The organism is Streptomyces sp. NPDC127129, from assembly GCF_042671585.1.
In the GTDB taxonomy this organism is placed as follows: domain Bacteria; phylum Actinomycetota; class Actinomycetes; order Streptomycetales; family Streptomycetaceae; genus Streptomyces.
In genome coordinates this window covers 36,935-57,505 of the sequence record NZ_JBHXTV010000008.1, presented here as the reverse complement: position 1 = coordinate 57,505, position 20,571 = coordinate 36,935, and the positions used below count along the sequence as shown (strand labels likewise).

Sequence of the window (20,571 nt, the reverse complement as noted above, 5' to 3'; positions counted from 1 at the left end):
GAGGCGGTCGGACGTAGGCTGTGCGGTCCCTACTCCGGAGTAAGAACGAGGGGGTCCGCATGGACACGCCCGGCCGCAGCACCGGCACCACCCGCACCGGCACCCGCGCCTGGAGCGCCCGCGACATCCCGGACCAGCGGGGCCGCACCGCCGTGGTCACCGGCTCCAACAGCGGCATCGGTCTGGTCACCGCCCGCGAACTGGCCCGCAGGGGCGCCCGGGTGGTGCTCGCCTGCCGCAGCGAGAAGCGGGGCACGGCGGCCGTCGAGCGGGTGCGGAACGAAGTGCCGGGCGCGGAGGTGGAGTTCCGTCCGCTGGACCTCGCCGACCTCTCGTCCGTACGGGAGTTCACGGCCTCGCTCCCGTACGAGCGGCTCGATCTGCTCGTCAACAACGCGGGGGTGATGGCACTGCCGTACGCCCGGACCGCGGACGGCTTCGAGACGCAGTTCGGCGTCAACCACCTGGGGCACTTCGCGCTCACCGGCCTGCTGCTGCCCCGGCTGCTCGACGCGCCCGCGGCCCGTGTCGTCACCGTCTCCAGCGGCATGCACGCGATATCCCGGCTGGACATGGGCGATCTCAACAGCGAGCGGAAGTACCGCCGCTGGATCGCCTACGGTCGCTCGAAGACGGCCAATCTGCTCTTCGTCCACGAGCTGGCCCGGCGCCTGCGGGCGGCGGGCTCGGGGATCGTGGCGGCGGCCGCCCACCCCGGATACGCGGCGACCAACCTCCAGACGGCCGGGGCGCGGATGGAGGGCCGTACCGGCGCCGAGCGGATCATCGAGCTCGGCAACCGGATCCTCGCCCAGCCGGCCGAGGCCGGGGCGCTGCCGACGCTCTACGCGGCGACGGCGGACGGGGTGGCGGCCGACTCGTTCACCGGCCCTTCCTTCCTGATGGTGCGGGGTGCGCCCGGCGCTTCGTGGCGGGCGCGGTGGACCCTCGACGACATCGCCGGCGAGCGGCTCTGGGTTGCCTCGGAGCAGCTCACCGGCGTGACGTACGACGGCCTGAAGGGGTGACCGGCGGGGACGCCCGCCCGGTGATCAGCCCTCGATGGCGGCCGGGTCCATCCACATGACCTCCCAGTGGTGGCCGTCGGGGTCCGTGAAGGAGCGGCCGTACATCGTGCCGTAGTCCATGGGGTCCTTCGCCGCGGATCCGCCGGCGGCGAGGGCACCGTCCGCCAGCTCGTCGACCTTCTCGCGGCTCTCTGCGCTCAGCGCGAGGAGCACCTCGCTCGTCCTGGTCGCGTCGGCGATCTCCTTGCCGGGCGCGGTGAACTCCTTGAACTTGGGCTCGGTCAGCAGCATCGCGAAGATCGTGTCGCTGATGATCATGCAGGCGGCGGTGTCGTCGCTGAACTGCGGGTTGAAGGAGTAGCCGAGCTTGCCCCAGAAGGCCTTCGAGGCCTCGAGGTCCTTGACCGGCAGGTTGACGAAGATCATCTGGTTCATGGTGTCCGCTCTCTCATCTGTCTCGGGTGTCTCGGGTGCCTCAGGTGCGCTTTCGAGAGTTAAGACGGCCGGCCCGGCGGAAACTCATCGGCGCGCGGGAAGTTTTCCTCGGATCGCGCCGGCGTCGGGTCGCCGTGCGCCTGCGTGCGCCGGTGAACCCCACTGACATTCCGACCGACGCTTCCCCTTCATCGGTTGTTGCTGCACCGTCAACTCGGTACCAACTCCGTACTCCTAGGTTCCGAAAGCGCGCGACCCCGCCGCCGACCGGTGCGGCGGGTTCACACACCACCCCCTCTGGAGTGAGACGTGGAGCGACGCAGTTTCCTGCGCGGTGCGGTCATCGGCACGTCGGCGGCCGCCTTCGGCGGCACCCTGATGCGCGGGGCGGCCTACGCGGCCCCCGCCCAGCCCGGCGCAGGCCCCTACGGGGCCCTCGGCCCGGCCGACGCCAACGGCATCCTGCTGCCGAGCGGATTCAGCAGCCGGGTCATCGCCCGGTCGGGACAGACCGTCCCCGGCACCTCGTACACCTGGCACAACGCCCCCGACGGCGGCGCCTGCTTCGCCGACGGAAGCGGCTGGATCTATGTCTCCAACTCGGAGATCAACCCCGGCGGCGGCGCGAGCGCGGTGAAGTTCGGCTCCAACGGCGCCGTCACGGGCGCCTACCGCATCCTCTCCAACACCCGCACCAACTGCGCGGGCGGCAAGACCCCGTGGAACACCTGGCTCTCCTGCGAGGAGGTGAGCCTCGGATACGTCTACGAGACCGACCCGTACGGCGTGAACGCGGCGGTCCGCCGCGCCGCGATGGGCCGCTTCAAGCACGAGGCCGCCGCCGCCGACCCCGTCCGCAAGGTCGTCTACCTGACCGAGGACGAGACGAGCGGCTGCTTCTACCGGTTCATACCCACCACCTGGGGCAACCTCTCCTCCGGGACGCTCCAGGTGCTGGTGGCCGGCACCGCCACCTCCGGCTCCTTCACCTGGCAGAACGTCCCGGACCCGGACGGCTCTCCGACCGTGACGCGCAGCCAGGTCTCCGGCTCGAAGAAGTTCAACGGCGGTGAGGGCTGCCACTACGCCAACGACACCGTCTGGTTCACCACCAAGGGCGACAACCGTCTCTGGCAGCTCAACCTCACCACCAACACCTACGAACTCGCCTACGACGACTCGCTGGTGTCCGGTGGCGGCGCTCCTCTGACGGGCGTCGACAACGTCACCGGCTCCTCCTCCGGCGACCTGTTCATCGCCGAGGACGGCGGCAACATGGAGATCTGCATCATCACGCCGGACGACGTCGTCGCGCCGTTCCTGCGGATCAGCGGCCAGTCCGCCTCCGAGATCACCGGGCCCGCCTTCTCCCCCGACGGCAGCCGGTTCTACTTCTCCAGCCAGCGCGGTACCTCCGGCAGCTCCTCCGGCGGCATCACCTACGAGGTGACCGGCCCGTTCCGGGCGTAGAGGCGCTCGGCGGGGGCCGCCGACACGGCCCCCGCCACCCTTCTCCGGGCGCCGCCCAGCAGGGCGGCGCCCAGCGGCGTCAGGGTGTGCAGGACCGCGTTGCCGTGCCGCAGGGTGGCGACCAGGCCCGCCTCGCGCAGGACGCCCGCGTGCTGACTGGCCGAGGCGAGCGACACCCCTGCCCTGCGGGCGAGTTCACTGGTGGTGCCCCCGTCGCCGATCGCGTGCAGGACCGCCGAGCGCGTGTTGCCGACCAGCTTGGCGAGCGAGGAGCCGCCCGGCTCGTGGACGGTGGGCGCCTCGCAGTGCGTCGTCGGGTAGACGAGCACCGGCGGCAGCGTCGGGTCGCGCAGGACGACCGGGGTGCCGCGGCAGAAGTACGAGGGCTGGAGCAGCAGGCCCCTGCCGTCGAGGTGGAGGTCGCGCGCGACGGGATAGTCGGCCTCCAGGACGGGCGAGCGCCAGCGGAACATCGGCGGCAGCGAGGCGAGGAGCTCCTCCGCGCCCCCGTCGAGCAGCGCCCGGCCGCGCAGCGCGCGGTCGGCCTCGACCCGGGCGCGGATGTGCGGCCAGTACGGCTCGATCGCCGCGCGGTGGTAGCTGCGCAGGGTCCCGATGAGCCGGCTGAACGGTTCTCCACCTCCTTCGGCGAGGGCCCGCAGCGAGTGCGGCACCGTACGGCCGCCGGCCCGGTCCGCGCCGAGGAGCGCCAGCTCGGACCCGAGCCGCTCCACGGGGGTCTCGCGGAGCGCCTGAAGGCCCTCGTCGAGGCCGTGGAGGCCCTCGGGAGGCGTCAGGAAGTCGGGGAAGTAACCGCGACTCGGAACGAGGGCGGCGAGCAGTCGCGTCTCCCCGTTGAGCCGTGGACGCGTGTCGGAACGCCATTCTCCGTAGACGACCGGCCCGCGCCGGTCCCTAAGCCGATGAAAGCTGAGAATCGTTTCCCACAGAACGTCCGGACGGGACGCCATCCGCACCCCCGCCACATCGCTCGCGGTGAAATGAATCCGCAGCATTGAACCCCCACCTGTGCACTCGCAACCGCCCCCGTCGATGAGTATGCACATCATCACAGCACGTTACCAGGGTGTTTCAGCCACACTTGAAAAGCATCGCGGCGACCGGGGGCAAACGGAAAAGCTGTGGGGGTCGGGCAGGAAACCTTCAGGACCGAGGTGGCGTGGCGAAGACCGTGGGGGGCTTTGCGCGTCCGGCGGCGGTCGGCGAGGGTTGCGGCTCACCTGCCCGGCATGGGTAATGGGCGCGGCCACCGGGTGGGGATCCGGGGGTCGCGCCCGTCCCGTTCTTTGCGGGACCAATCGTGGAAAGTTCAATACCGAAAGTTCAACGGCCAATAATTCAATCGGCCTCGATTGAACACAAACTCACATCCGGCGAACATCCCGGGGCCGCTCCGGGGTGGACGAAATACGACGGGGCGGACACCTCCGCACAAGGTGTCCGCCCCATCTCTCTTGCGACCCGGAGCCGCCGCCCATCGGTTGAGGGTCGGGGACGAGCGGCGACTCCGGTGACCTTTGCTACTGAACGTCCGGTCAGCGGCAGTCCAGCAGGGCCGAGCCCGGGGGCTCAGCGGCTGTCGGAGCCCTTCGACTCCGCCGCGGCGCGGCCGGCCTCCAGGCGCGCCACCGGGATCCGGAACGGCGAGCAGGAGACGTAGTCGAGCCCGACCTCGTGGAAGAAGTGCACCGACTCCGGGTCGCCGCCGTGCTCGCCGCAGACGCCGAGCTTGATGTCGGGGCGGGTGGCGCGGCCGGACTCGACAGCGCTGCGAACCAGGGCGCCCACGCCGTCCTTGTCGATGGTCTCGAACGGCGAGACACCGAAGATGCCCTTCTCCAGGTACGCGGTGAAGAAGCTGGCCTCCACATCGTCCCGGGAGAAGCCCCAGACCGTCTGGGTGAGGTCGTTGGTGCCGAAGGAGAAGAACTCGGCGGCCTCGGCGATCTGACCGGCGGTCACGGCGGCGCGCGGCAGCTCGATCATGGTGCCGAGCGCGAGCTTCAGCTCCACACCGGTCTTGGCCTGGACCTCGGCGATGACCTGCTCGGCCTCGTCGCGGACGATCTCCAGCTCCTGGACGGTGCCGACGAGCGGGATCATGATCTCGGCACGCGGGTCGCCCTTGGCCTCGATGCGCTGGGCCGCGGCCTCGGCGATCGCCCGGACCTGCATGGTGAACAGGCCGGGGATGACCAGGCCGAGCCGGACACCGCGCAGACCCAGCATCGGGTTCTGCTCGTGCAGCCGGTGCACGGCCTGGAGCAGGCGCAGCTCGTTCTCGTGCGGCTCCTTGCGGGCCTCGGCGAGGGCGACGCGGACCGACAGCTCGGTGATGTCGGGCAGGAACTCGTGGAGCGGCGGGTCGAGCAGCCGGACCGTGACGGGCAGCCCGTCCATGGCCTCGAAGAGCTCGACGAAGTCCTTCTTCTGCAGCGGGAGCAGGGCCTCCAGGGCCTCGGTCCGCTCCTCGTCGGTGTCGGCGAGGATCAGCTTCTCGACCATCTCGCGGCGCTCGCCGAGGAACATGTGCTCCGTGCGGCAGAGGCCGATGCCCTGGGCGCCGAAGCGGCGGGCGCGCGAGGCGTCCTCGGCGTTGTCGGCGTTGGCGCGGACACGCAGCCGGCGGACGCGGTCGGCGTAGGCCATGATCCGGTGGACGGCGGCGACCAGCTCGTCGGCGTCGTCGGCGCCGGCGTGCATCCGGCCCTCGAAGTACTCGACGACCGGGGACGGTACGACGGGTACCTCACCGAGGTAGACCTTGCCGGTGGAGCCGTCGATGGAGACGACGTCGCCCTCCTCGACGACCACACCGGAGGAGGTGGTCATCCGGCGGCGCTTGGTGTCGACCTCGAGCTCCTCGGCGCCGCAGACACAGGTCTTGCCCATGCCGCGGGCGACGACGGCCGCGTGCGAGGTCTTGCCGCCGCGCGAGGTCAGGATGCCCTCGGCGGCGATCATGCCGTCCAGGTCGTCCGGGTTGGTCTCACGGCGGATGAGGATGACCTTCTCGCCGGAGCGGGACCACTTGACGGCCGTGTACGAGTCGAAGACGGCCTTGCCGACGGCCGCGCCCGGGGAGGCGGCGATACCGCGGCCGATCTGCTCGACCTTGGCGTTCTCGTCGAACTTCGGGAACATCAGCTGCGCGAGCTGGGCGCCGTTGACGCGCTGGAGCGCCTCGGCCTCGTCGATCAGGCCCTGGTCGACGAGCTGGGTCGCGATACGGAAGGCGGCACCGGCGGTGCGCTTGCCGACGCGGGTCTGCAGCATCCACAGCTGGCCGCGCTCGATCGTGAACTCGATGTCGCAGAGATCCTTGTAGTGCGTCTCCAGGGTCTCCATGATCTGCATCAGCTGGTCGTACGACGCCTTGTCGATCGACTCCAGCTCGGCCAGCGGCACGGTGTTGCGGATGCCGGCGACGACGTCCTCGCCCTGTGCGTTCTGCAGGTAGTCGCCGTAGACGCCCTGGTGACCGGAGGCGGGGTCGCGGGTGAAGGCGACGCCGGTGCCGGAGTCCGGGCCGAGGTTGCCGAAGACCATGGAGCAGATGTTGACCGCGGTGCCGAGGTCGCCGGGAATGCGCTCCTGGCGACGGTAGAGCTTGGCGCGGTCGGTGTTCCAGGAGTTGAAGACGGCCTCGATGGCGAGGTCCATCTGCTCGCGCGGGTCCTGCGGGAAGTCGCGGCCGGCCTCGGCCTTCACGATCTTCTTGAAGTGGTTGACGATCTTCTTGAGGTCGGCCGCGTCGAGGTCGGTGTCGACGGTGATCTTCTTGGCGGCCTTGGCCTCGTCGAGGGCCTCCTCGAAGAGCTCGCCGTCGACGCCGAGAACGGTCTTGCCGAACATCTGGATGAGACGGCGGTACGAGTCCCAGGCGAAGCGCGCGTCGCCGGACTGCGCGGTCAGGCCCTCGACGGACGCGTCGGAGAGGCCGATGTTCAGGACCGTGTCCATCATGCCGGGCATGGAGAACTTGGCGCCGGAGCGTACCGAGACGAGCAGCGGGTCGTCGGCCTGGCCGAGCTTCTTGCCCATCTTCTGCTCGAGAGCGTCCAGGTGGGCGGTGACCTCGTCACGGAGCTCGACCGGCTCGGAGCCGCTGTCGAGGTAGACCTTGCACGCCTCGGTGGTGATCGTGAAGCCGGGGGGAACCGGGAGGCCGAGGTTGGTCATCTCGGCGAGGTTCGCACCCTTGCCACCGAGCAGGTCCTTCAGGTCCCTGTTGCCCTCGGTGAAGTCGTACACGAACTTCTGATCTTTGTTTTCCGACACGTGTCTCGACTCCTCGAGGACTCGGTGGCTGCCCTGACGGCGAGGAACATACCCAGATCGAAGGCTCCTGTGGAGGTATGCCTACCGGTCACATGGTCTTAACCACCCGTCCGCCAGCGCATCGAAAGTAACTGACGAGTAGCTTCCGCTTTCAGGCTCCGAAGCCCCCTTGACTCAAACTCGAGGTTACCCGCTCACATGAGCGGCTTCTTGAGCATCTGCGTTCAAGTCTTGAACGCAAGAGGGGTGGCACCCAGTGCCACCCCTCCATAAGTACAACGCCTCGTAATCTGCTCATCTGAGCAGCACCCCTATCAAGGGTGGCGAGGATCACGCCGAACTTCGGCCCGATTTTCCACGATCCGGACCGCCGGGATCACCCCCCGGACGTGTCCAGCTCGGCCTCCTCGCTGACACCCACGCAGTCGTAAGGGTCCTTCAACCAGCCGTCAGGCAGCACCACGCGGTTGTTGCCCGACGTTCGGCCGCGCGGGCCGTCCGCGCCCGTCGGCCATGACTGGTCCAGATCCAGCTCGCTCAACTGAGCGCTCAGCTCGTCCAGGGACGAGGTGATCGCCAGCTTCTTGCGCATCTCGGAACCGACCGAGAAGCCCTTCAGGTACCAGGCCACGTGCTTGCGGAAGTCGATGACACCGCGCGACTCGTCCCCGAGCCACTCGCCGAGCAGCCGCGCGTGCCGCACCATCGCGTCCGCGACCTCGCGCAGCCCCGGCTGCGCGTAGGCGCCGGTGCCCTCGAAGCCCGCCACCAGGTCGGCGAAGAGCCACGGCCGCCCCAGGCAGCCGCGCCCCACGACCACGCCGTCGCAGCCGGTCTCACGCATCATCCGCAGCGCGTCGTCCGCCGACCAGATGTCGCCGTTGCCGAGCACCGGGATCTCCGGTACGTGCTCCTTGAGCCGCGCGATGGCGTCCCAGTCCGCCGTACCGCCGTAGTGCTGCGCCGCCGTCCGCCCGTGCAGGGCGATCGCCGTCACGCCCTCCTCGACCGCGATCCGGCCCGCGTCCAGATAGGTGATGTGGTCGTCGTCGATGCCCTTGCGCATCTTCATCGTGACCGGCAGGTCCCCCGCGTTGGAGACGGCCTCGTTCAGGATCGCGCGCAGCAGCGGCCGCTTGTACGGGAGGGCCGAACCGCCGCCCTTGCGGGTCACCTTGGGGACCGGGCAGCCGAAGTTCAGGTCGATGTGGTCGGCCAGGTCCTCGTCCGCGATCATCCGTACGGCCTTGCCGACCGTCACGGGGTCGACGCCGTAGAGCTGGATCGACCGCGGCTGCTCGCTCGCGTCGAACCGGATGAGCTGCATGGTCTTCTCATTGCGCTCCACCAGCGCCCGCGTCGTGATCATCTCGCTCACGAACAGGCCCTTGCCGCCGCTGTACTCGCGGCAGAGGGTGCGGAAAGGGGCGTTGGTGATGCCGGCCATCGGCGCGAGCACCACCGGCGGCTGCACGATGTGCGGCCCGATGGAGAGGGGGGAGAACGCGGTCATTCAGCCATTGTCGCGCACTGCGGCAGTCCTTAGGCAGCCGTACGATCCGCACATGCCCGAGCTCACATCCGCGCCGCCCCTCCGGGACCGGAAACGGGTCATCCTGGCGATCTGCTGCATGAGCCTGCTGATCGTCAGCCTGGACAACACCGTGCTGAACGTCGCGCTCCCCGCCATGCAGCGTGACCTGCACGCCTCCGTCGCGGGGCTGCAGTGGACCATCGACGCCTACACGCTGGTCCTGGCCTCGCTGCTGATGTTCGCCGGCTCGACCGCCGACCGGATCGGCCGCCGCAAGGTCTTCGTGACCGGACTCGTCTTCTTCACCCTCGGCTCCCTCCTCTGCTCGCTCGCCCCCAGCCTGGAGACCCTGGTGGTGTTCCGGATGATCCAGGCGGTCGGCGGCTCGATCCTCAACCCGGTCGCCATGTCCATCATCACCAACACCTTCACCGAACCGGCGGCGCGCGCCCGGGCCATCGGGCTGTGGGGCGGGGTGGTCGGCGTCTCCATGGCGGCGGGACCGGTGGTCGGGGGGCTGCTCGTCGACTCGGTGGGCTGGCGGGCCGTGTTCTGGGTGAACCTGCCGGTCGGCCTCGCCGCGCTGCTGCTGACCCTGCGCTACGTCCCCGAGTCCAGGGCGCCCCGGCCCCGCCGTCCCGACCCGGTCGGCCAGGTGCTGGTCGCCGCCTTCCTCGGCTCGCTGACGTACGCGATCATCGAGAGCAGCCTCCCCTTCGCCGGTGTCGCGCTGGCCTCGCTCGCCGGACTGCTGCTCTACGAGCCCCGGCGCCGGGAGCCCCTGATCGACCTGCGGTTCTTCCGGAGCGCCCCGTTCAGCGGCGCCACGGTCATCGCCGTCTGCGCCTTCGCCGCCCTCGGCGGGTTCCTCTTCCTGAACACGCTCTACCTCCAGAACGTCCGCGGGCTCTCCGCCCTGGACGCGGGCCTGTACATGCTGCCCATGGCGTCCATGACCCTGGTCTTCGCCCCGCTCTCCGGGCGGCTCGTCGGGGCGCGCGGACCGCGTCTGCCCCTGCTGCTCGCGGGGACGGCGATGGCGGCGGGCTGCCTGCCCTTCGCCGCCTTCGAGGCCGAGACGCACGATCCGATGCTCTTCGCCGGGTACGTGGTCTTCGGAATCGGCTTCGGCATGGTGAACGCGCCGATCACCAACACCGCCGTCTCGGGCATGCCCCTCTCCCAGGCGGGAGTGGCGTCGGCCGTCGCCTCCACCAGCCGGCAGATCGGCCAGACGCTCGGCGTCGCCGTCGTGGGCGCGGTTCTGGCCGCCGGGGTCGGCACGCTCTCCCGTACGGACGACTTCGTCGCGGCGAGCAGGGGCGGCTACTGGATCATGACCGGATGCGGTCTCTGCGTGCTCCTGGTCGGCGCGCTGACCAGCGGGAAGTGGGCGATGGGGACGGCGGAGCGGACCGCGCGGCGGCTGGAGGCGGAGGAGGCTCAGGCGCCCGCGGGTGCGACCACCGGCGCCTCCTGAACCGCGAGGGCGAGGAGCCGGTCGAGCCCCGCGCGGGACTCCTGGTCGACCGGTACGTACGTCACCAGGCGCGGTCCGGAGGTCGGACCGAGCCAGACGTTGGTGTGCTCCAGGTGCAGGGTCCCGACATGGGCGTTACGGATGATCTTGGTGCGGCCGCCCTGGGCCACCACCTCGTGGCGCGCCCAGATCTCCCGGAACTCCGGCGAGGCGGTCTCCAGCCGTTGCAGCAGCGCCTTCCAGGCGGGCTCGGCGAGGTGCTCGGCCATGGAGGCCCGGAACTTGCCCGCCATCGCGCGCGTGACGTCCGGCAGTTCGGCGACGGCGGCCCGCCACTCCTCGTTGGTGAAGGCCAGCCAGATGCAGTTGCGGTCCTCGCGCGGCAGCTCGTCGAGGTCGCAGAGCAGCCTGCCGTACGTGCGGTTGTAGGCGAGGATGTCGTACCGGCTGTTCTGGATGCAGGCGGGCAGCGGCTCCAGCTGGTCGAGCATCGCGCGCAGGGCGGGCGTGACGGTCGGGCAGGGCGACTCGGGGTGCGGGTCGGTCTCGCCGCCGAGGGCGAAGAGGTGGGTGCGCTCGGTCGCGTCGAGCTGGAGTGCCCGGGCGAGGGCGTCGAGGACCTGAGGCGAGACATGGATGTCCCGGGCCTGTTCCAACCACGTGTACCAGGTGACGCCGACGGCGGAGAGGTGCGCGACCTCCTCGCGGCGCAGTCCGGGTGTGCGGCGGCGCCGGCCGCGGGGCAGGCCGACCTGTTCGGGGGTGATCCGCTCGCGGCGGCTGCGCAGGAAGGCGGCGAGTTCGTGCCGCCGGACGTCGGTCCGCGTCCCGGCCTCCGCGCCTCGCACGGTGCCGGCCTCCGTGCCTCGCGTGCTGTCGGCCTCGGGGCCTCGCACGGCACCGTCCTCCGGGCCTCGCGTGCGCGTGGTCTCCACAGCCATGGTCGTCATGCTCCCAGGGTGCCGGGGCGCTCAGCCCGTTGCCAGGTAGTGCTAGTACCAGGATAAAGACACTCTGGTACCAGGCTGAGTCGGGGCGGATCGTCGACAGCGTGCGTACTCCAGCCTTCACCACCACCCCCGCCCGCGGGACCGGCGCCGACGTCGGTCACGGGGCCCCCGTTCTCGGCCCGCTCGGACTCTTCACCGTGCTCCTGGGCGCCGCGCTGCCGCTGATCGACTTCTTCATCGTCAACGTCGCCCTCCCCACCATCGACCACGATCTGGCGGCCGGTCCGGCGATGCTGGAGCTGGTCGTGGCCGGCTACGGACTCAGCTACGCCGTGCTGCTCGTCCTCGGCGGGCGCCTCGGCGACCTCTTCGGCCGCCGTCGGCTCTTCCTCGCCGGAATGGCCGCCTTCGGCGTGACCTCGCTCGCCTGCGGCCTGGCCCCGGACGCCTGGACGCTCGTCGGGGCGCGGGTGGCACAGGGTGCCTCGGCCGCGCTGATGCTGCCGCAGGTCCTCGCGACCATTCACTCCTCGACGACGGGGGCGCGGCGCGCGAAGGCGCTGAGCCTGTACGGAGCCACCGCCGGGCTCGCGATGGTGGCCGGTCAGATCCTGGGCGGGGTACTGGTCGCGGCCGACGTCGCGGGCAGCGGCTGGCGGGCGATCTTCCTGGTCAACGTGCCGGTGGCGGTGGCCGGACTGCTGCTCGCCGTGCGGACCGTCCCGGAGACCCGCTCGGAGCGCCCGGCACCGGTCGACGTCCCGGGCACGCTCCTCCTCGGCCTGGCGCTGCTCACGCTTCTCGCCCCTCTCACGGAGGGGCGGGCGGCGGGGTGGCCGCTGTGGACCTGGGTCGCACTCGCGATCTTCCCGTTCGCCGCGGGGGCGTTCTGGTGGGTGGAGCTGCGGGCCGACCGGCGGGGCCGTACGCCGCTGGTACCGCCGAGCCTGCTCGGCCTGGTCTCCCTGCGCCGGGGGCTCGCCCTGGTGCTGCCGTTCTCGATCGGTTTCGGCGGCTTCATGTTCGTGATCGCGGTGGCGCTCCAGCAGGGCCTGCGGATGAGCGCGGTGGTCTCGGGCCTCGCACTGGTCCCGATGGCGGTGGCCTTCTTCGGCGCCTCGCTGGCTGGCCCCCGGCTGGTACGGCGCTGGGGCACCCGGATCGTCACGGCGGGTGCCCTCGTCCAGGCCCTCGGCATCGGACTGCTCGCCCTGGCGGCCTGGGGCTCCTGGCCCGGCCTCTCGGCCTGGAGTCTCCTGCCGGGCATGGCCGTCGCGGGGCTCGGCCAGGGCCTCCAGCTCCCGGTCCTGTTCCGGGTCGTCCTCTCCGAGGTGCCGGCGGACCGGGCGGGCGTGGGCAGCGGCGTCATGGTCACCACCCAGCAGTCCGCCCTGGCCCTGGGCGTGGCGACGCTCGGTTCCCTGTTCCTGTCGCTGTCGGCGTCGGGCTCGATGGGGACGGCGCTGACGGTGACGCTCCTGATCCAGGTGGCGGCGGTGCTCCTCACCGCCCTGATGAGCCTGCGCCTGCCGCGCACCGTGAGCTAGCCCGCCCACCGGCGGGCACGCACATGGGCGAGCCGCACACCGGGCGGCACGCACGTGGGCCCGGGTCACCTTCCGTGACCCGGGCCCACGACCTCCTGGCGACTGCGGCTACTCCTGGCCGCCCGTGGTGTCCGCGGCGGCGGTGTCGGCGCCTTCAGCGCCCAGCGCACGCTCGCGCATCTTCCTCAGCAGCTCCTGCTTCTGGTCGACGGCGGCCTTGCGGTCGGCGCTGCTGTTCTGCACGGCGCCCTGCTGGTCGCCTCGGGACAGCTTCTTGCGCTGTCCGCCGACGCCGAGGAGGTTGTTGCGGCCCTTGGCCATGGGGTTCTCCCAATGGTGAGAAGTGGTGAGGGGATCGTCCGGCGGGGCGGGCGTCGAGACCCGCCGCGCTCTCACTCGTAGATCTGGAAGAACGCATACATGGTGGGGACGCTACCCGCCCCGCACACCCCAGGCACCCGATTTTCCGCCGCACCATCCGCACGAATGACAAACATTGAAATCTGTCAGTCGTCATGCCATAGTTGTCATGCGTCACCCTCCGGCGTTCCGCGTCCCTCCCGAGGAGACCCCCATGACCTCCACCCGCACCCTCCCGACCCGCCGCCTCGGCGCCACCGGCCCCGAGGTCTCCGCCCTCGGCCTCGGCTGCATGGGCATGTCCGCGCTGTACGGCGCGAGCGACCGCGCCGAGTCGATCGCGACGATCCACGCCGCGCTCGACGCCGGGATCACGCTCCTCGACACCGGCGACTTCTACGGAATGGGGCACAACGAACTGCTGATCAACGAGGCCCTGCGCACGGCTCCGGCGGCCGCCCGCGAGAAGGCCCTGACCAGCGTGAAGTTCGGCGCCCTGCGCACCGTCGAGGGCGGCTTCACCGGCTATGACGGCCGGCCCGCCGCGGTGAAGAACTTCGCGGCGTACTCCCTGCAACGCCTGGGCACCGACCACATCGACATCTACCGGATCGCCCGCGTCGACCCCGACGTGCCGATCGAGGAGACCGTCGGTGCGATCGCCGAGCTGGTCGAGGCCGGACACGTCCGCCACATCGGGCTCTCCGAGGTCGGCGCGGACACCCTGCGCCGGGCGGCGGCCGTCGCCCCGATCGCCGACCTCCAGATCGAGTACTCCCTGATCTCCCGGGGCATCGAGGAGAAGATCCTGCCGACCGCGCGCGAGCTGGGCATCGGCATCACGGCGTACGGCGTGCTGTCGCGCGGTCTGATCAGCGGCCACTTCACCCGTGACCGCGAGCTCACCCCGGGCGACTTCCGCGGGATGTCCCCCCGGTTCCAGGGCGACAACCTCCACCGGAACCTGGACCTGGTGGAGCAGCTGCGGGCCATCGCCGAGGCCAAGGGCGTCACGGTCGCGCAGACCGCCATCGCCTGGGTCCTGGCGCAGGGCGCCCTGCACGGCGCCGACATCGTCCCGCTGGTCGGCGCCCGTCGCCGGGACCGGCTCACGGAGGCCCTCGGCTCGCTGGAGGTCACCCTGGACGCCGCCGACCTGGACGCGATCGAGCGGGCCGTCCCCGCGGGCGCGGCGGCCGGCGAGCGCTACCCGGCGGCCCAGATGGCCCACCTGGACAGCGAGCACTGACCTGCGGTTCGGCTGACAGGTACTGTCATCCCATGCCCACCGAGACCCTGACCGCAGAGCGCATCCTCGAAGCGACCGAGGAGGTGCTGCGGCGGTACGGCCCGGCCAAGGCGACGGTGGTGGACGTGGCCCGGGTCCTCGGCGTCAGCCACGGCAGCGTCTACCGCCACTTCCGCACGAAGGCGGCGCTGCGGGAGGCGGTGACGGCACGCTGGCTCTCCCGTACGGAAGCCGTGCTGGCCGAGCTGACCGGCTCCGCGGGCCGGCCCGCCCCGGAGAAGCTCCGCGCCTGGTTCGCCGAGCTCTTCGACGCCAAGCGCCACAAGGCGGGCGACGACCCGGAGCTGTTCGCCACGTACGAGGTCCTGCTCGACGAGAACAGCGGAGTGGTCGAGGACCACCTGGGCGTCCTGGTCGGCCAGGTGCGCGAGATCGTCGAGGAGGGCGTCCGGGGCGCCGAGTTCACCGCCCCCGACGCGGACAGCACGGCGCGCGCCCTCTTCGCGGCCACAGCCCGGTTCCACGATCCGGCCTACGCCCCTGAGTGGCAACGCCCCACGATCCAGGCGGAGTTCGACGCGGTGGTGGACCTCCTGCTGCGCGGCCTGCGCCCCTAGGCCGTCCCTCGGCAGGCATTCCGCTCGATACGCCGAAGCCCCCGGTTCCGATGGAACCGGGGGCTTCGGCGCAGGCGATCAGGCTGGTCAGCAGCCGATCAGGCGGCTGCCCAGGTAGCCCTGGATCTGGTCGAGGGAGACGCGCTCCTGCTTCATGGTGTCGCGCTCGCGCACGGTCACCGCGTTGTCGTCCAGGGTGTCGAAGTCGACGGTGACGCAGAACGGCGTACCGATCTCGTCCTGGCGGCGGTAGCGGCGGCCGATGGCGCCGGCGTCGTCGAACTCGATGTTCCAGTTCTGCCGCAGGTCGGCGGCGAGGCCCTTGGCCTTCGGCGACAGCTGCGGGTTGCGGGAGAGCGGCAGGACGGCGACCTTGACCGGCGCGATGCGCGGGTCGAGGCGCATCACGGTGCGCTTCTCCATGACGCCCTTGGCGTTCGGGGCCTCGTCCTCGTTGTACGCGTCGAGCAGGAAGGCCAGCATGGTGCGGCCGACGCCCGCGGCGGGCTCGATGACGTACGGGGTCCAGCGCTCCTGGGTCTCCTGGTCGAAGTAGAACAGGTCGTTCCCGGACGCCTTGGAGTGCGCCTTCAGGTCGTAGTCGGTGCGGTTGGCGACACCCTCGAGCTCGCCCCACTCGCTGCCGCCGAACTGGAAGCGGTACTCGATGTCGGCGGTGCGCTTCGAGTAGTGGGAGAGCTTCTCCTTCGGGTGCTCGAACCAGCGCATGTTCTCCTCACGGAGACCCAGGCCCGTGTACCAGTTCCAGCGCTGCTCCATCCAGTACTCGTGCCACTGCTCGTCCTCGCCCGGCTTGACGAAGAACTCCATCTCCATCTGCTCGAACTCGCGGGTGCGGAAGATGAAGTTGCCCGGAGTGATCTCGTTCCGGAAGGACTTGCCCATCTGCGCGATGCCGAACGGGGGCTTCTTGCGCGAGGTCTGCTGGACCTGGCCGAAGTTGGTGAAGATGCCCTGCGCGGTCTCGGGACGGAGGTACGCGACGGAGCCGGAGTCCTGCGTCGGGCCGAGGTGCGTGGAGAGCAGACCCGAGAACTGCTTGGGCTCGGTGAAGGTGCCCTTGTTGCCGCAGTTGGGGCAGTTCAGGTCGGTGAGGCCGTTCTCGGGGAGACGGCCGTGCTTCTCCTCGTACGCCTCCTCCAGGTGGTCGGCGCGGTAGCGCTTGTGGCAGGAGGTGCACTCGGTCAGCGGGTCGGTGAAGGTGGCGACGTGACCGGAGGCCTCCCAGACCTCGGTGGCCAGGATCACCGACGAGTCGATGCCGACGACGTCCTCGCGCGCGGTGACCATGTAACGCCACCACTGGCGCTTGATGTTCTCCTTGAGTTCGACACCCAGCGGTCCGTAGTCCCAGGCGGCACGCTGGCCGCCGTAGATCTCGCTGCACGGGTAGACGAAGCCACGGCGCTTGCTCAGGCTGACGATGGTGTCGATCTTGTCGGCGGCCACGGTGCTCTCTTCATTACGACGACGAAGTGCGAATGCTTCAGGTTACCGGCGCCCGCACCCCCCGTATCAAATCGGTCCGGCTTCCCCGCGCACGCGGACCGGTCGGCAAGGGCGTGGCCGGGAACACAAGAAGGGCAATTGACAACCGTTTCCAGTTTTGTTGAAAATGAGTGTCATGAACGTACGCCGTCTGATACCCACCACCGCCGTCGCCGGAGCCGTCGCGCTCGGTCTCGTCACCCTCTCCGCCTGCTCGGGGACGTCCGACGCCGCCGACAAGGCGAACGGCAGGCTCAGCGTGGTGGCGTCGTTCTATCCCATGCAGTACCTGGCCGAGCAGATCGGCGGCGCGCACGTCTCCGTCGAGACGCTGACCGCGCCGGGCGTCGAGCCGCACGACCTGGAGCTCAAGCCGAGGCAGATCGGCGAGCTCGGCGAGGCCGACTACATCCTCTACCTCAAGGGCGTCCAGCCCGCCGTCGACGAGGCGATCAAGCAGGCGGGTGTGGAGCACACCGTCGACGCGGCCGGCCTCACGAAGCTCGAAGCGCACGGCACGGGCGGCCACGACCACGGCGCCGAGGAGCACGGCCACGAGGAGGAGGGGCACGACCACGGCCACGAGTCGGAGGCCGGTGCCGACCCGCACATCTGGCTCGACCCGGTGAAGTACGCCGAGGTCGCCAAGGGTGTCGGCGCCTCCCTGGCGAAGGCCGACCCGGACCACGCCGCCGACTACCGGAAGAACACCGACGCCCTGGTGAAGAAGCTCGGTGACCTGGACACGGCGTTCGAGACCGGCCTGAAGAACACAACCACCAAGACCTTCATCACCACGCACTCCGCGTTCGGCTACCTCGCCGAGCGCTACGGCCTGGACCAGGAGGGCATCACCGGCATCGACCCCGAGTCCGAGCCGAGCCCCGCCCGGATGCAGGAGCTCCAGACCATCGCGAGCAAGGAGAAGGTCTCCACCGTCTTCTTCGAGACGCTCGCCAGCGACAAGACCGCGAAGACCCTCGCCAAGGACACCGGCCTCACCACCGCCGTCCTGGACCCGCTGGAGGGAATCACGGACAAGTCCCAGGGCGATGACTACATCGAGGTTATGCAGTCCAACCTCGCCGCGCTGAAGAAGGCCCTCGGCGCGAAGTGACCCACGCACAGCAGGAGGCACCCGTGAGCGCGCCCGTCACGCCCGTCATATCCGTCCGCGGAGCCACGGCGACCCTCGGCGCGCGCCCCGTCCTGCGCGGCGTCGACCTCGCCGTGCACCCCGGTGAGGTCATCGCGCTGCTCGGCGCCAACGGCTCCGGCAAGTCCACCGCCGTCCGCGCGATCATCGGCCAGGTGCCGCTGACCGGCGGCGCGATCTCCCTCTTCGGCACCGAGCAGAAGCGGTTCCGCGCGTGGGCCCGCGTCGGTTACGTCCCTCAGCGCACCACCGCCGCCTCCGGCGTCCCCGCCACGATCCGCGAGGTCGTCTCCTCCGGCCGGCTCTCCCGCCGTACGTTCGGCCGACTGACCAAGGCCGACCGGGCCGCCGTCGACCGGGCCATCGAACTCGTCGGCCTCGCCGACCGCGCCAAGGACTCGGTGAGCGCCCTCTCCGGCGGCCAGCACCAGCGCGTCCTGATCGCCCGCGCGCTCGCCTCGCAGCCCGAGCTGCTGATCATGGACGAGCCGATGGCCGGAGTCGACCTCGCCAGCCAGGAGATCCTCGCCGCCACCCTGCGCGAACAGGTCGCGGGCGGCACCAGCGTGCTGCTCGTGCTGCACGAGCTCGGCCCCCTGGAGCCGCTGATCGACCGGGCCGTGGTCCTCCGCGACGGCTGTGTCGTCCACGACGGCCCGCCGCCGCAGGCCGTGGGCCAGCACGCCCTGCCCGGCCACGACCACGTCCATCCGCACGCGGCCGGTGAGCCGCTCCGTACGGGTCTGCTGACCTGAGGAAGCTGACCTGATCATGGAATTCCTCGAACCCGCCTTCATGCAGCGGGCGCTCCTCGCGGCCGTCCTCGTCGGCATCACCGCGCCCGCCGTCGGCATCTTCCTCGTGCAGCGCCGCCAGGCGCTGATGGGCGACGGCATCGGCCATGTCGCCATGACCGGTGTCGGCCTCGGCTTCCTGCTGAACAGCAGCCCGGTGTGGATGGCCACCCTGGTCGCCGTCGTCGGCGCCGTGCTGATGGAGCTGATCCGGACGTACGGGCGCACCCGCGGCGACCTCGCGCTCGCCCTGCTCTTCTACGGCGGTATGGCGGGCGGCGTCATGCTGATCCAGGTCGGCGGCGGCTCCAACGCCAACCTGCTCTCGTACCTCTTCGGCTCCCTGTCCACGGTGTCGTCCGAGGACGTCACCGCGATCGCCGTCCTCGCCGCCTTCGTCGTCCTGGTCACCGTCGGGCTGCGCCGCCAGCTCTTCGCGGTCAGCCAGGACGAGGAGTTCGCCCGCGTCACCGGCCTGCCGGTGCGCGCCCTGAACCTGCTCGTCGCGATCACGGCGGCCGTGACCGTCACGGTCGCGATGCGGGTCGTCGGCCTGCTGCTCGTCAGCGCGCTTATGGTGGTTCCGGTGGCGGCGGCGCAGCAGCTGTCCCGTTCGTTCCGCGCGACCTTCGTCCTCGCGATCGTCATCGGCACCGGCGTCACGCTGACGGGCACCGTGACCACGTACTACCAGGACCTGCCCCCGGGCTCGCTCATCGTGCTGCTCGCGATCGGCGTCTTCATCGTCCTGACGGCGCTCTCGGCGCCCCTGGCCAGACGCCGCGCCCGGGCCGCCGAGGCCGCGGCCTCGTCCTCGTCGCCGTCCTCGGCGGAATGCGACATGGCTGTTCCGGGAACGCGGCGGCCGACGGAGGACGCCACGCTCTAGCAGCCTGGCAGAATGGCGGGGGCGACGACATCACTAGGAGGCCCCCGTGGCGACGGCAGGACCCCCCGTACGCGGCCGCTCGACCAAGCAGCGGGCCGCGGTGGCGGCGGCGCTCGACGAGGTGGACGAGTTCCGCAGCGCTCAGGAACTGCACGACATGCTCAAGCACCGCGGCGACTCCGTGGGCCTCACGACGGTGTACCGCACGCTCCAGACCCTCGCGGACGCCGGCGAGGTCGACGCGCTGCGCACCAGCGAGGGCGAGACGGTCTACCGCCGCTGTTCGACCGGCGACCACCACCACCATCTCGTCTGCCGCATCTGCGGCAAGGCGGTCGAGGTGGAGGGCCCGGCGGTGGAGCAGTGGGCGGAGACGATCGCGTCCGAGCACGGATTCGTGAACGTGGCGCACACCGTCGAGATCTTCGGCACCTGCGCGGAGTGCGCGGCCAAGTAGCCCTTCGGGCAGGGCCACGCAGGCCTTCAGGCGGTACGGAAGGGCCCGCACCGGAGCGATCCGGTGCGGGCCCTTTTCCGCTGGCGATTCCGCTGGCGATTCCCCTTGCGTGCGGGATTCCCCTTGCATCCGGGATTCCCCTTGCGTCCGGGATTCCGCCTGCGTCCGGGAGGCGTCCGCCGGGTCAGACCCGCGTGCTGTACCGGTCGAGCGCAGCCCGCAGCCGGTCGACCTCACCCGGGTCGGCCGCCCCGCGCTTGGGCAGGACGACCATGCCGATGCCGTACCTGTCGGGGGTCAGCGCGACGAACAGGTCGCGTGTCTCGGCATACCGGGTGAGCATCGTCCACCGGTACGTCGTCTCGCTGTGCAGCGACACCACGCGTATCCCGGCGCCGTCGACGAAAGCCCGGAACTCCCCCTGCGGGCCGATCATCCGGTGCACCTGCCGCCCCTGGAGGGCGGGAACCATCAGATAGAGGAAGGCGATCAGCACCAGTCCGAACGCCCAGAGCCCCGTCCCGCTCAGGGTCGGCCCCTTCGGGCCGATGACGCTGCCGACGAGGACCAGGGCCAGCAGCCCCGCGGCGCTCAGCAGCATGGCGTTCTGCAGCCGTCCCGCCGGCGTGGCACGCATGCGGGTGCGGAGAGCCTCCGTCGCGTCCGACACCACGGGCAGGTAGGCCAGCTCCACGGTCTCCGGCGTCGTCTCGTACTGCTCTTCGGTCACGGCCCCTCCCGGCCTCCGGCGACAAGAGCCGTGATCGTAGCGGGGCGGGGAGGGCGCGCCCCGC

The 20,571-nt window shown here is 70.6% G+C and carries 18 protein-coding genes; 10 read left to right on the top strand and 8 right to left on the bottom strand.

The features are described 5' to 3' along the window. Positions 1-59: 59 nt before the first annotated feature. Complete coding sequence (locus tag ACFVGW_RS16970) at positions 60-1,028, top strand: oxidoreductase (protein WP_385852521.1); 969 nt, start codon at positions 60-62, stop codon at positions 1,026-1,028. 24 nt (positions 1,029-1,052) lie between these two features. On the opposite strand, the gene ACFVGW_RS16965 is transcribed toward ACFVGW_RS16970, so the two are convergent. Further along, entirely contained in the window at positions 1,053-1,463 is a 411-nt protein-coding gene (locus tag ACFVGW_RS16965) for a VOC family protein (RefSeq protein ID WP_383225556.1), read from the bottom strand. A gap of 309 nt (positions 1,464-1,772) precedes the next feature. On the opposite strand from ACFVGW_RS16965, the gene ACFVGW_RS16960 reads away from it, so the two are divergent. Next, on the top strand, positions 1,773-2,933 hold the full coding sequence (locus ACFVGW_RS16960; protein ID WP_383225559.1) for an alkaline phosphatase PhoX: 1,161 nt from the start codon (positions 1,773-1,775) through the stop codon (positions 2,931-2,933). Here ACFVGW_RS16960 and ACFVGW_RS16955 read toward each other — a convergent pair. From ACFVGW_RS16955 to dusB, 3 genes are all read right to left on the bottom strand, one after another. Continuing rightward, entirely contained in the window at positions 2,903-3,949 is a 1,047-nt protein-coding gene (locus ACFVGW_RS16955; RefSeq protein ID WP_383291216.1) for an ArsR/SmtB family transcription factor, read from the bottom strand. The two genes, ACFVGW_RS16960 and ACFVGW_RS16955, sit on opposite strands and share 31 nt — an antisense overlap. 574 nt (positions 3,950-4,523) lie before the next feature. Next, positions 4,524-7,235: a pyruvate, phosphate dikinase gene (gene ppdK, locus ACFVGW_RS16950; RefSeq protein WP_385852520.1), complete on the bottom strand. Its 2,712-nt coding sequence runs from the start codon at positions 7,233-7,235 to the stop codon at positions 4,524-4,526. A gap of 376 nt (positions 7,236-7,611) precedes the next feature. After that, the gene (dusB, locus tag ACFVGW_RS16945) at positions 7,612-8,748 is read right to left on the bottom strand and encodes a tRNA dihydrouridine synthase DusB (RefSeq protein ID WP_385852519.1); all 1,137 of its coding nucleotides are present in this window, start codon (positions 8,746-8,748) and stop codon (positions 7,612-7,614) included. Between the two features lie 52 nt (positions 8,749-8,800). Here dusB and ACFVGW_RS16940 point away from each other — a divergent pair, with 52 nt between their 5' ends. Further along, entirely contained in the window at positions 8,801-10,249 is a 1,449-nt protein-coding gene (locus ACFVGW_RS16940; protein ID WP_385852518.1) for an MFS transporter, read from the top strand. On the opposite strand, the gene ACFVGW_RS16935 is transcribed toward ACFVGW_RS16940, so the two are convergent. After that, entirely contained in the window at positions 10,213-11,199 is a 987-nt protein-coding gene (locus tag ACFVGW_RS16935) for a helix-turn-helix transcriptional regulator (protein ID WP_385852517.1), read from the bottom strand. The genes ACFVGW_RS16940 and ACFVGW_RS16935 overlap by 37 nt on opposite strands. Positions 11,200-11,300: 101 nt before the next feature. On the opposite strand from ACFVGW_RS16935, the gene ACFVGW_RS16930 reads away from it, so the two are divergent. After that, positions 11,301-12,746, top strand: a complete 1,446-nt coding sequence (locus ACFVGW_RS16930; protein ID WP_385852516.1) for an MFS transporter — start codon at positions 11,301-11,303, stop codon at positions 12,744-12,746. Positions 12,747-12,854: 108 nt separating this feature from the next. On the opposite strand, the gene ACFVGW_RS16925 is transcribed toward ACFVGW_RS16930, so the two are convergent. Further along, a complete protein-coding gene (locus ACFVGW_RS16925; RefSeq protein WP_385852515.1) occupies positions 12,855-13,067 on the bottom strand; it encodes a DUF6243 family protein in 213 nt (70 codons plus the stop codon). Between the two features lie 253 nt (positions 13,068-13,320). On the opposite strand from ACFVGW_RS16925, the gene ACFVGW_RS16920 reads away from it, so the two are divergent. Together ACFVGW_RS16920 and ACFVGW_RS16915 are read left to right on the top strand one after the other, a co-directional pair. Further along, positions 13,321-14,355: an aldo/keto reductase gene (locus ACFVGW_RS16920; protein ID WP_385852514.1), complete on the top strand. Its 1,035-nt coding sequence runs from the start codon at positions 13,321-13,323 to the stop codon at positions 14,353-14,355. Positions 14,356-14,387: 32 nt separating this feature from the next. Further along, positions 14,388-14,972: a TetR family transcriptional regulator gene (locus ACFVGW_RS16915; protein ID WP_385852513.1), complete on the top strand. Its 585-nt coding sequence runs from the start codon at positions 14,388-14,390 to the stop codon at positions 14,970-14,972. An 87-nt stretch (positions 14,973-15,059) separates the two neighbouring features. Here the strand turns inward: ACFVGW_RS16915 and ACFVGW_RS16910 are convergent, their stop codons facing one another. After that, positions 15,060-16,442, bottom strand: coding sequence for a glycine--tRNA ligase (locus ACFVGW_RS16910; protein ID WP_352187938.1), 1,383 nt, complete (start codon positions 16,440-16,442; stop codon positions 15,060-15,062). Positions 16,443-16,617: 175 nt separating this feature from the next. Here ACFVGW_RS16910 and ACFVGW_RS16905 point away from each other — a divergent pair, with 175 nt between their 5' ends. Genes ACFVGW_RS16905 through ACFVGW_RS16890 form a run of 4 tightly spaced genes read left to right on the top strand, consistent with a single transcriptional unit; the run spans position 16,618 to position 19,777 of the window. Continuing rightward, positions 16,618-17,598 carry a metal ABC transporter substrate-binding protein gene (locus tag ACFVGW_RS16905; protein WP_383573507.1) on the top strand — a complete coding sequence of 327 codons (981 nt, stop codon included), beginning with the start codon at positions 16,618-16,620 and terminating at the stop codon, positions 17,596-17,598. Between the two features lie 23 nt (positions 17,599-17,621). Next, the gene (locus ACFVGW_RS16900; protein ID WP_385852512.1) at positions 17,622-18,392 is read left to right on the top strand and encodes a metal ABC transporter ATP-binding protein; all 771 of its coding nucleotides are present in this window, start codon (positions 17,622-17,624) and stop codon (positions 18,390-18,392) included. Positions 18,393-18,408: 16 nt separating this feature from the next. Beyond that, entirely contained in the window at positions 18,409-19,320 is a 912-nt protein-coding gene (locus ACFVGW_RS16895) for a metal ABC transporter permease (protein ID WP_352187934.1), read from the top strand. Positions 19,321-19,366: 46 nt separating this feature from the next. Then, entirely contained in the window at positions 19,367-19,777 is a 411-nt protein-coding gene (locus ACFVGW_RS16890; RefSeq protein ID WP_383225591.1) for a Fur family transcriptional regulator, read from the top strand. 184 nt (positions 19,778-19,961) lie between these two features. Here ACFVGW_RS16890 and ACFVGW_RS16885 read toward each other — a convergent pair whose 3' ends face one another. Then, positions 19,962-20,507: a YcxB family protein gene (locus ACFVGW_RS16885; RefSeq protein ID WP_385852511.1), complete on the bottom strand. Its 546-nt coding sequence runs from the start codon at positions 20,505-20,507 to the stop codon at positions 19,962-19,964. Positions 20,508-20,571 lie beyond the last annotated feature (64 nt).

Bases quoted from the DNA above. Each gene is read 5' to 3' on its own strand.
- ACFVGW_RS16970 (WP_385852521.1), top strand. From the start codon at position 60: ATGGACACGCCCGGCCGCAGCACCGGCACCACCCGCACCGGCACCCGC.
- ACFVGW_RS16965 (WP_383225556.1), bottom strand. From the start codon at position 1,463: ATGAACCAGATGATCTTCGTCAACCTGCCGGTCAAGGACCTCGAGGCC.
- ACFVGW_RS16955 (WP_383291216.1), bottom strand. From the start codon at position 3,949: ATGCTGCGGATTCATTTCACCGCGAGCGATGTGGCGGGGGTGCGGATG.
- dusB (WP_385852519.1), bottom strand. From the start codon at position 8,748: ATGACCGCGTTCTCCCCCCTCTCCATCGGGCCGCACATCGTGCAGCCG.
- ACFVGW_RS16940 (WP_385852518.1), top strand. From the start codon at position 8,801: ATGCCCGAGCTCACATCCGCGCCGCCCCTCCGGGACCGGAAACGGGTC.
- ACFVGW_RS16935 (WP_385852517.1), bottom strand. From the start codon at position 11,199: ATGACGACCATGGCTGTGGAGACCACGCGCACGCGAGGCCCGGAGGAC.
- ACFVGW_RS16925 (WP_385852515.1), bottom strand. From the start codon at position 13,067: ATGGCCAAGGGCCGCAACAACCTCCTCGGCGTCGGCGGACAGCGCAAG.
- ACFVGW_RS16920 (WP_385852514.1), top strand. From the start codon at position 13,321: ATGACCTCCACCCGCACCCTCCCGACCCGCCGCCTCGGCGCCACCGGC.
- ACFVGW_RS16915 (WP_385852513.1), top strand. From the start codon at position 14,388: ATGCCCACCGAGACCCTGACCGCAGAGCGCATCCTCGAAGCGACCGAG.
- ACFVGW_RS16905 (WP_383573507.1), top strand. From the start codon at position 16,618: ATGAACGTACGCCGTCTGATACCCACCACCGCCGTCGCCGGAGCCGTC.
- ACFVGW_RS16895 (WP_352187934.1), top strand. From the start codon at position 18,409: ATGGAATTCCTCGAACCCGCCTTCATGCAGCGGGCGCTCCTCGCGGCC.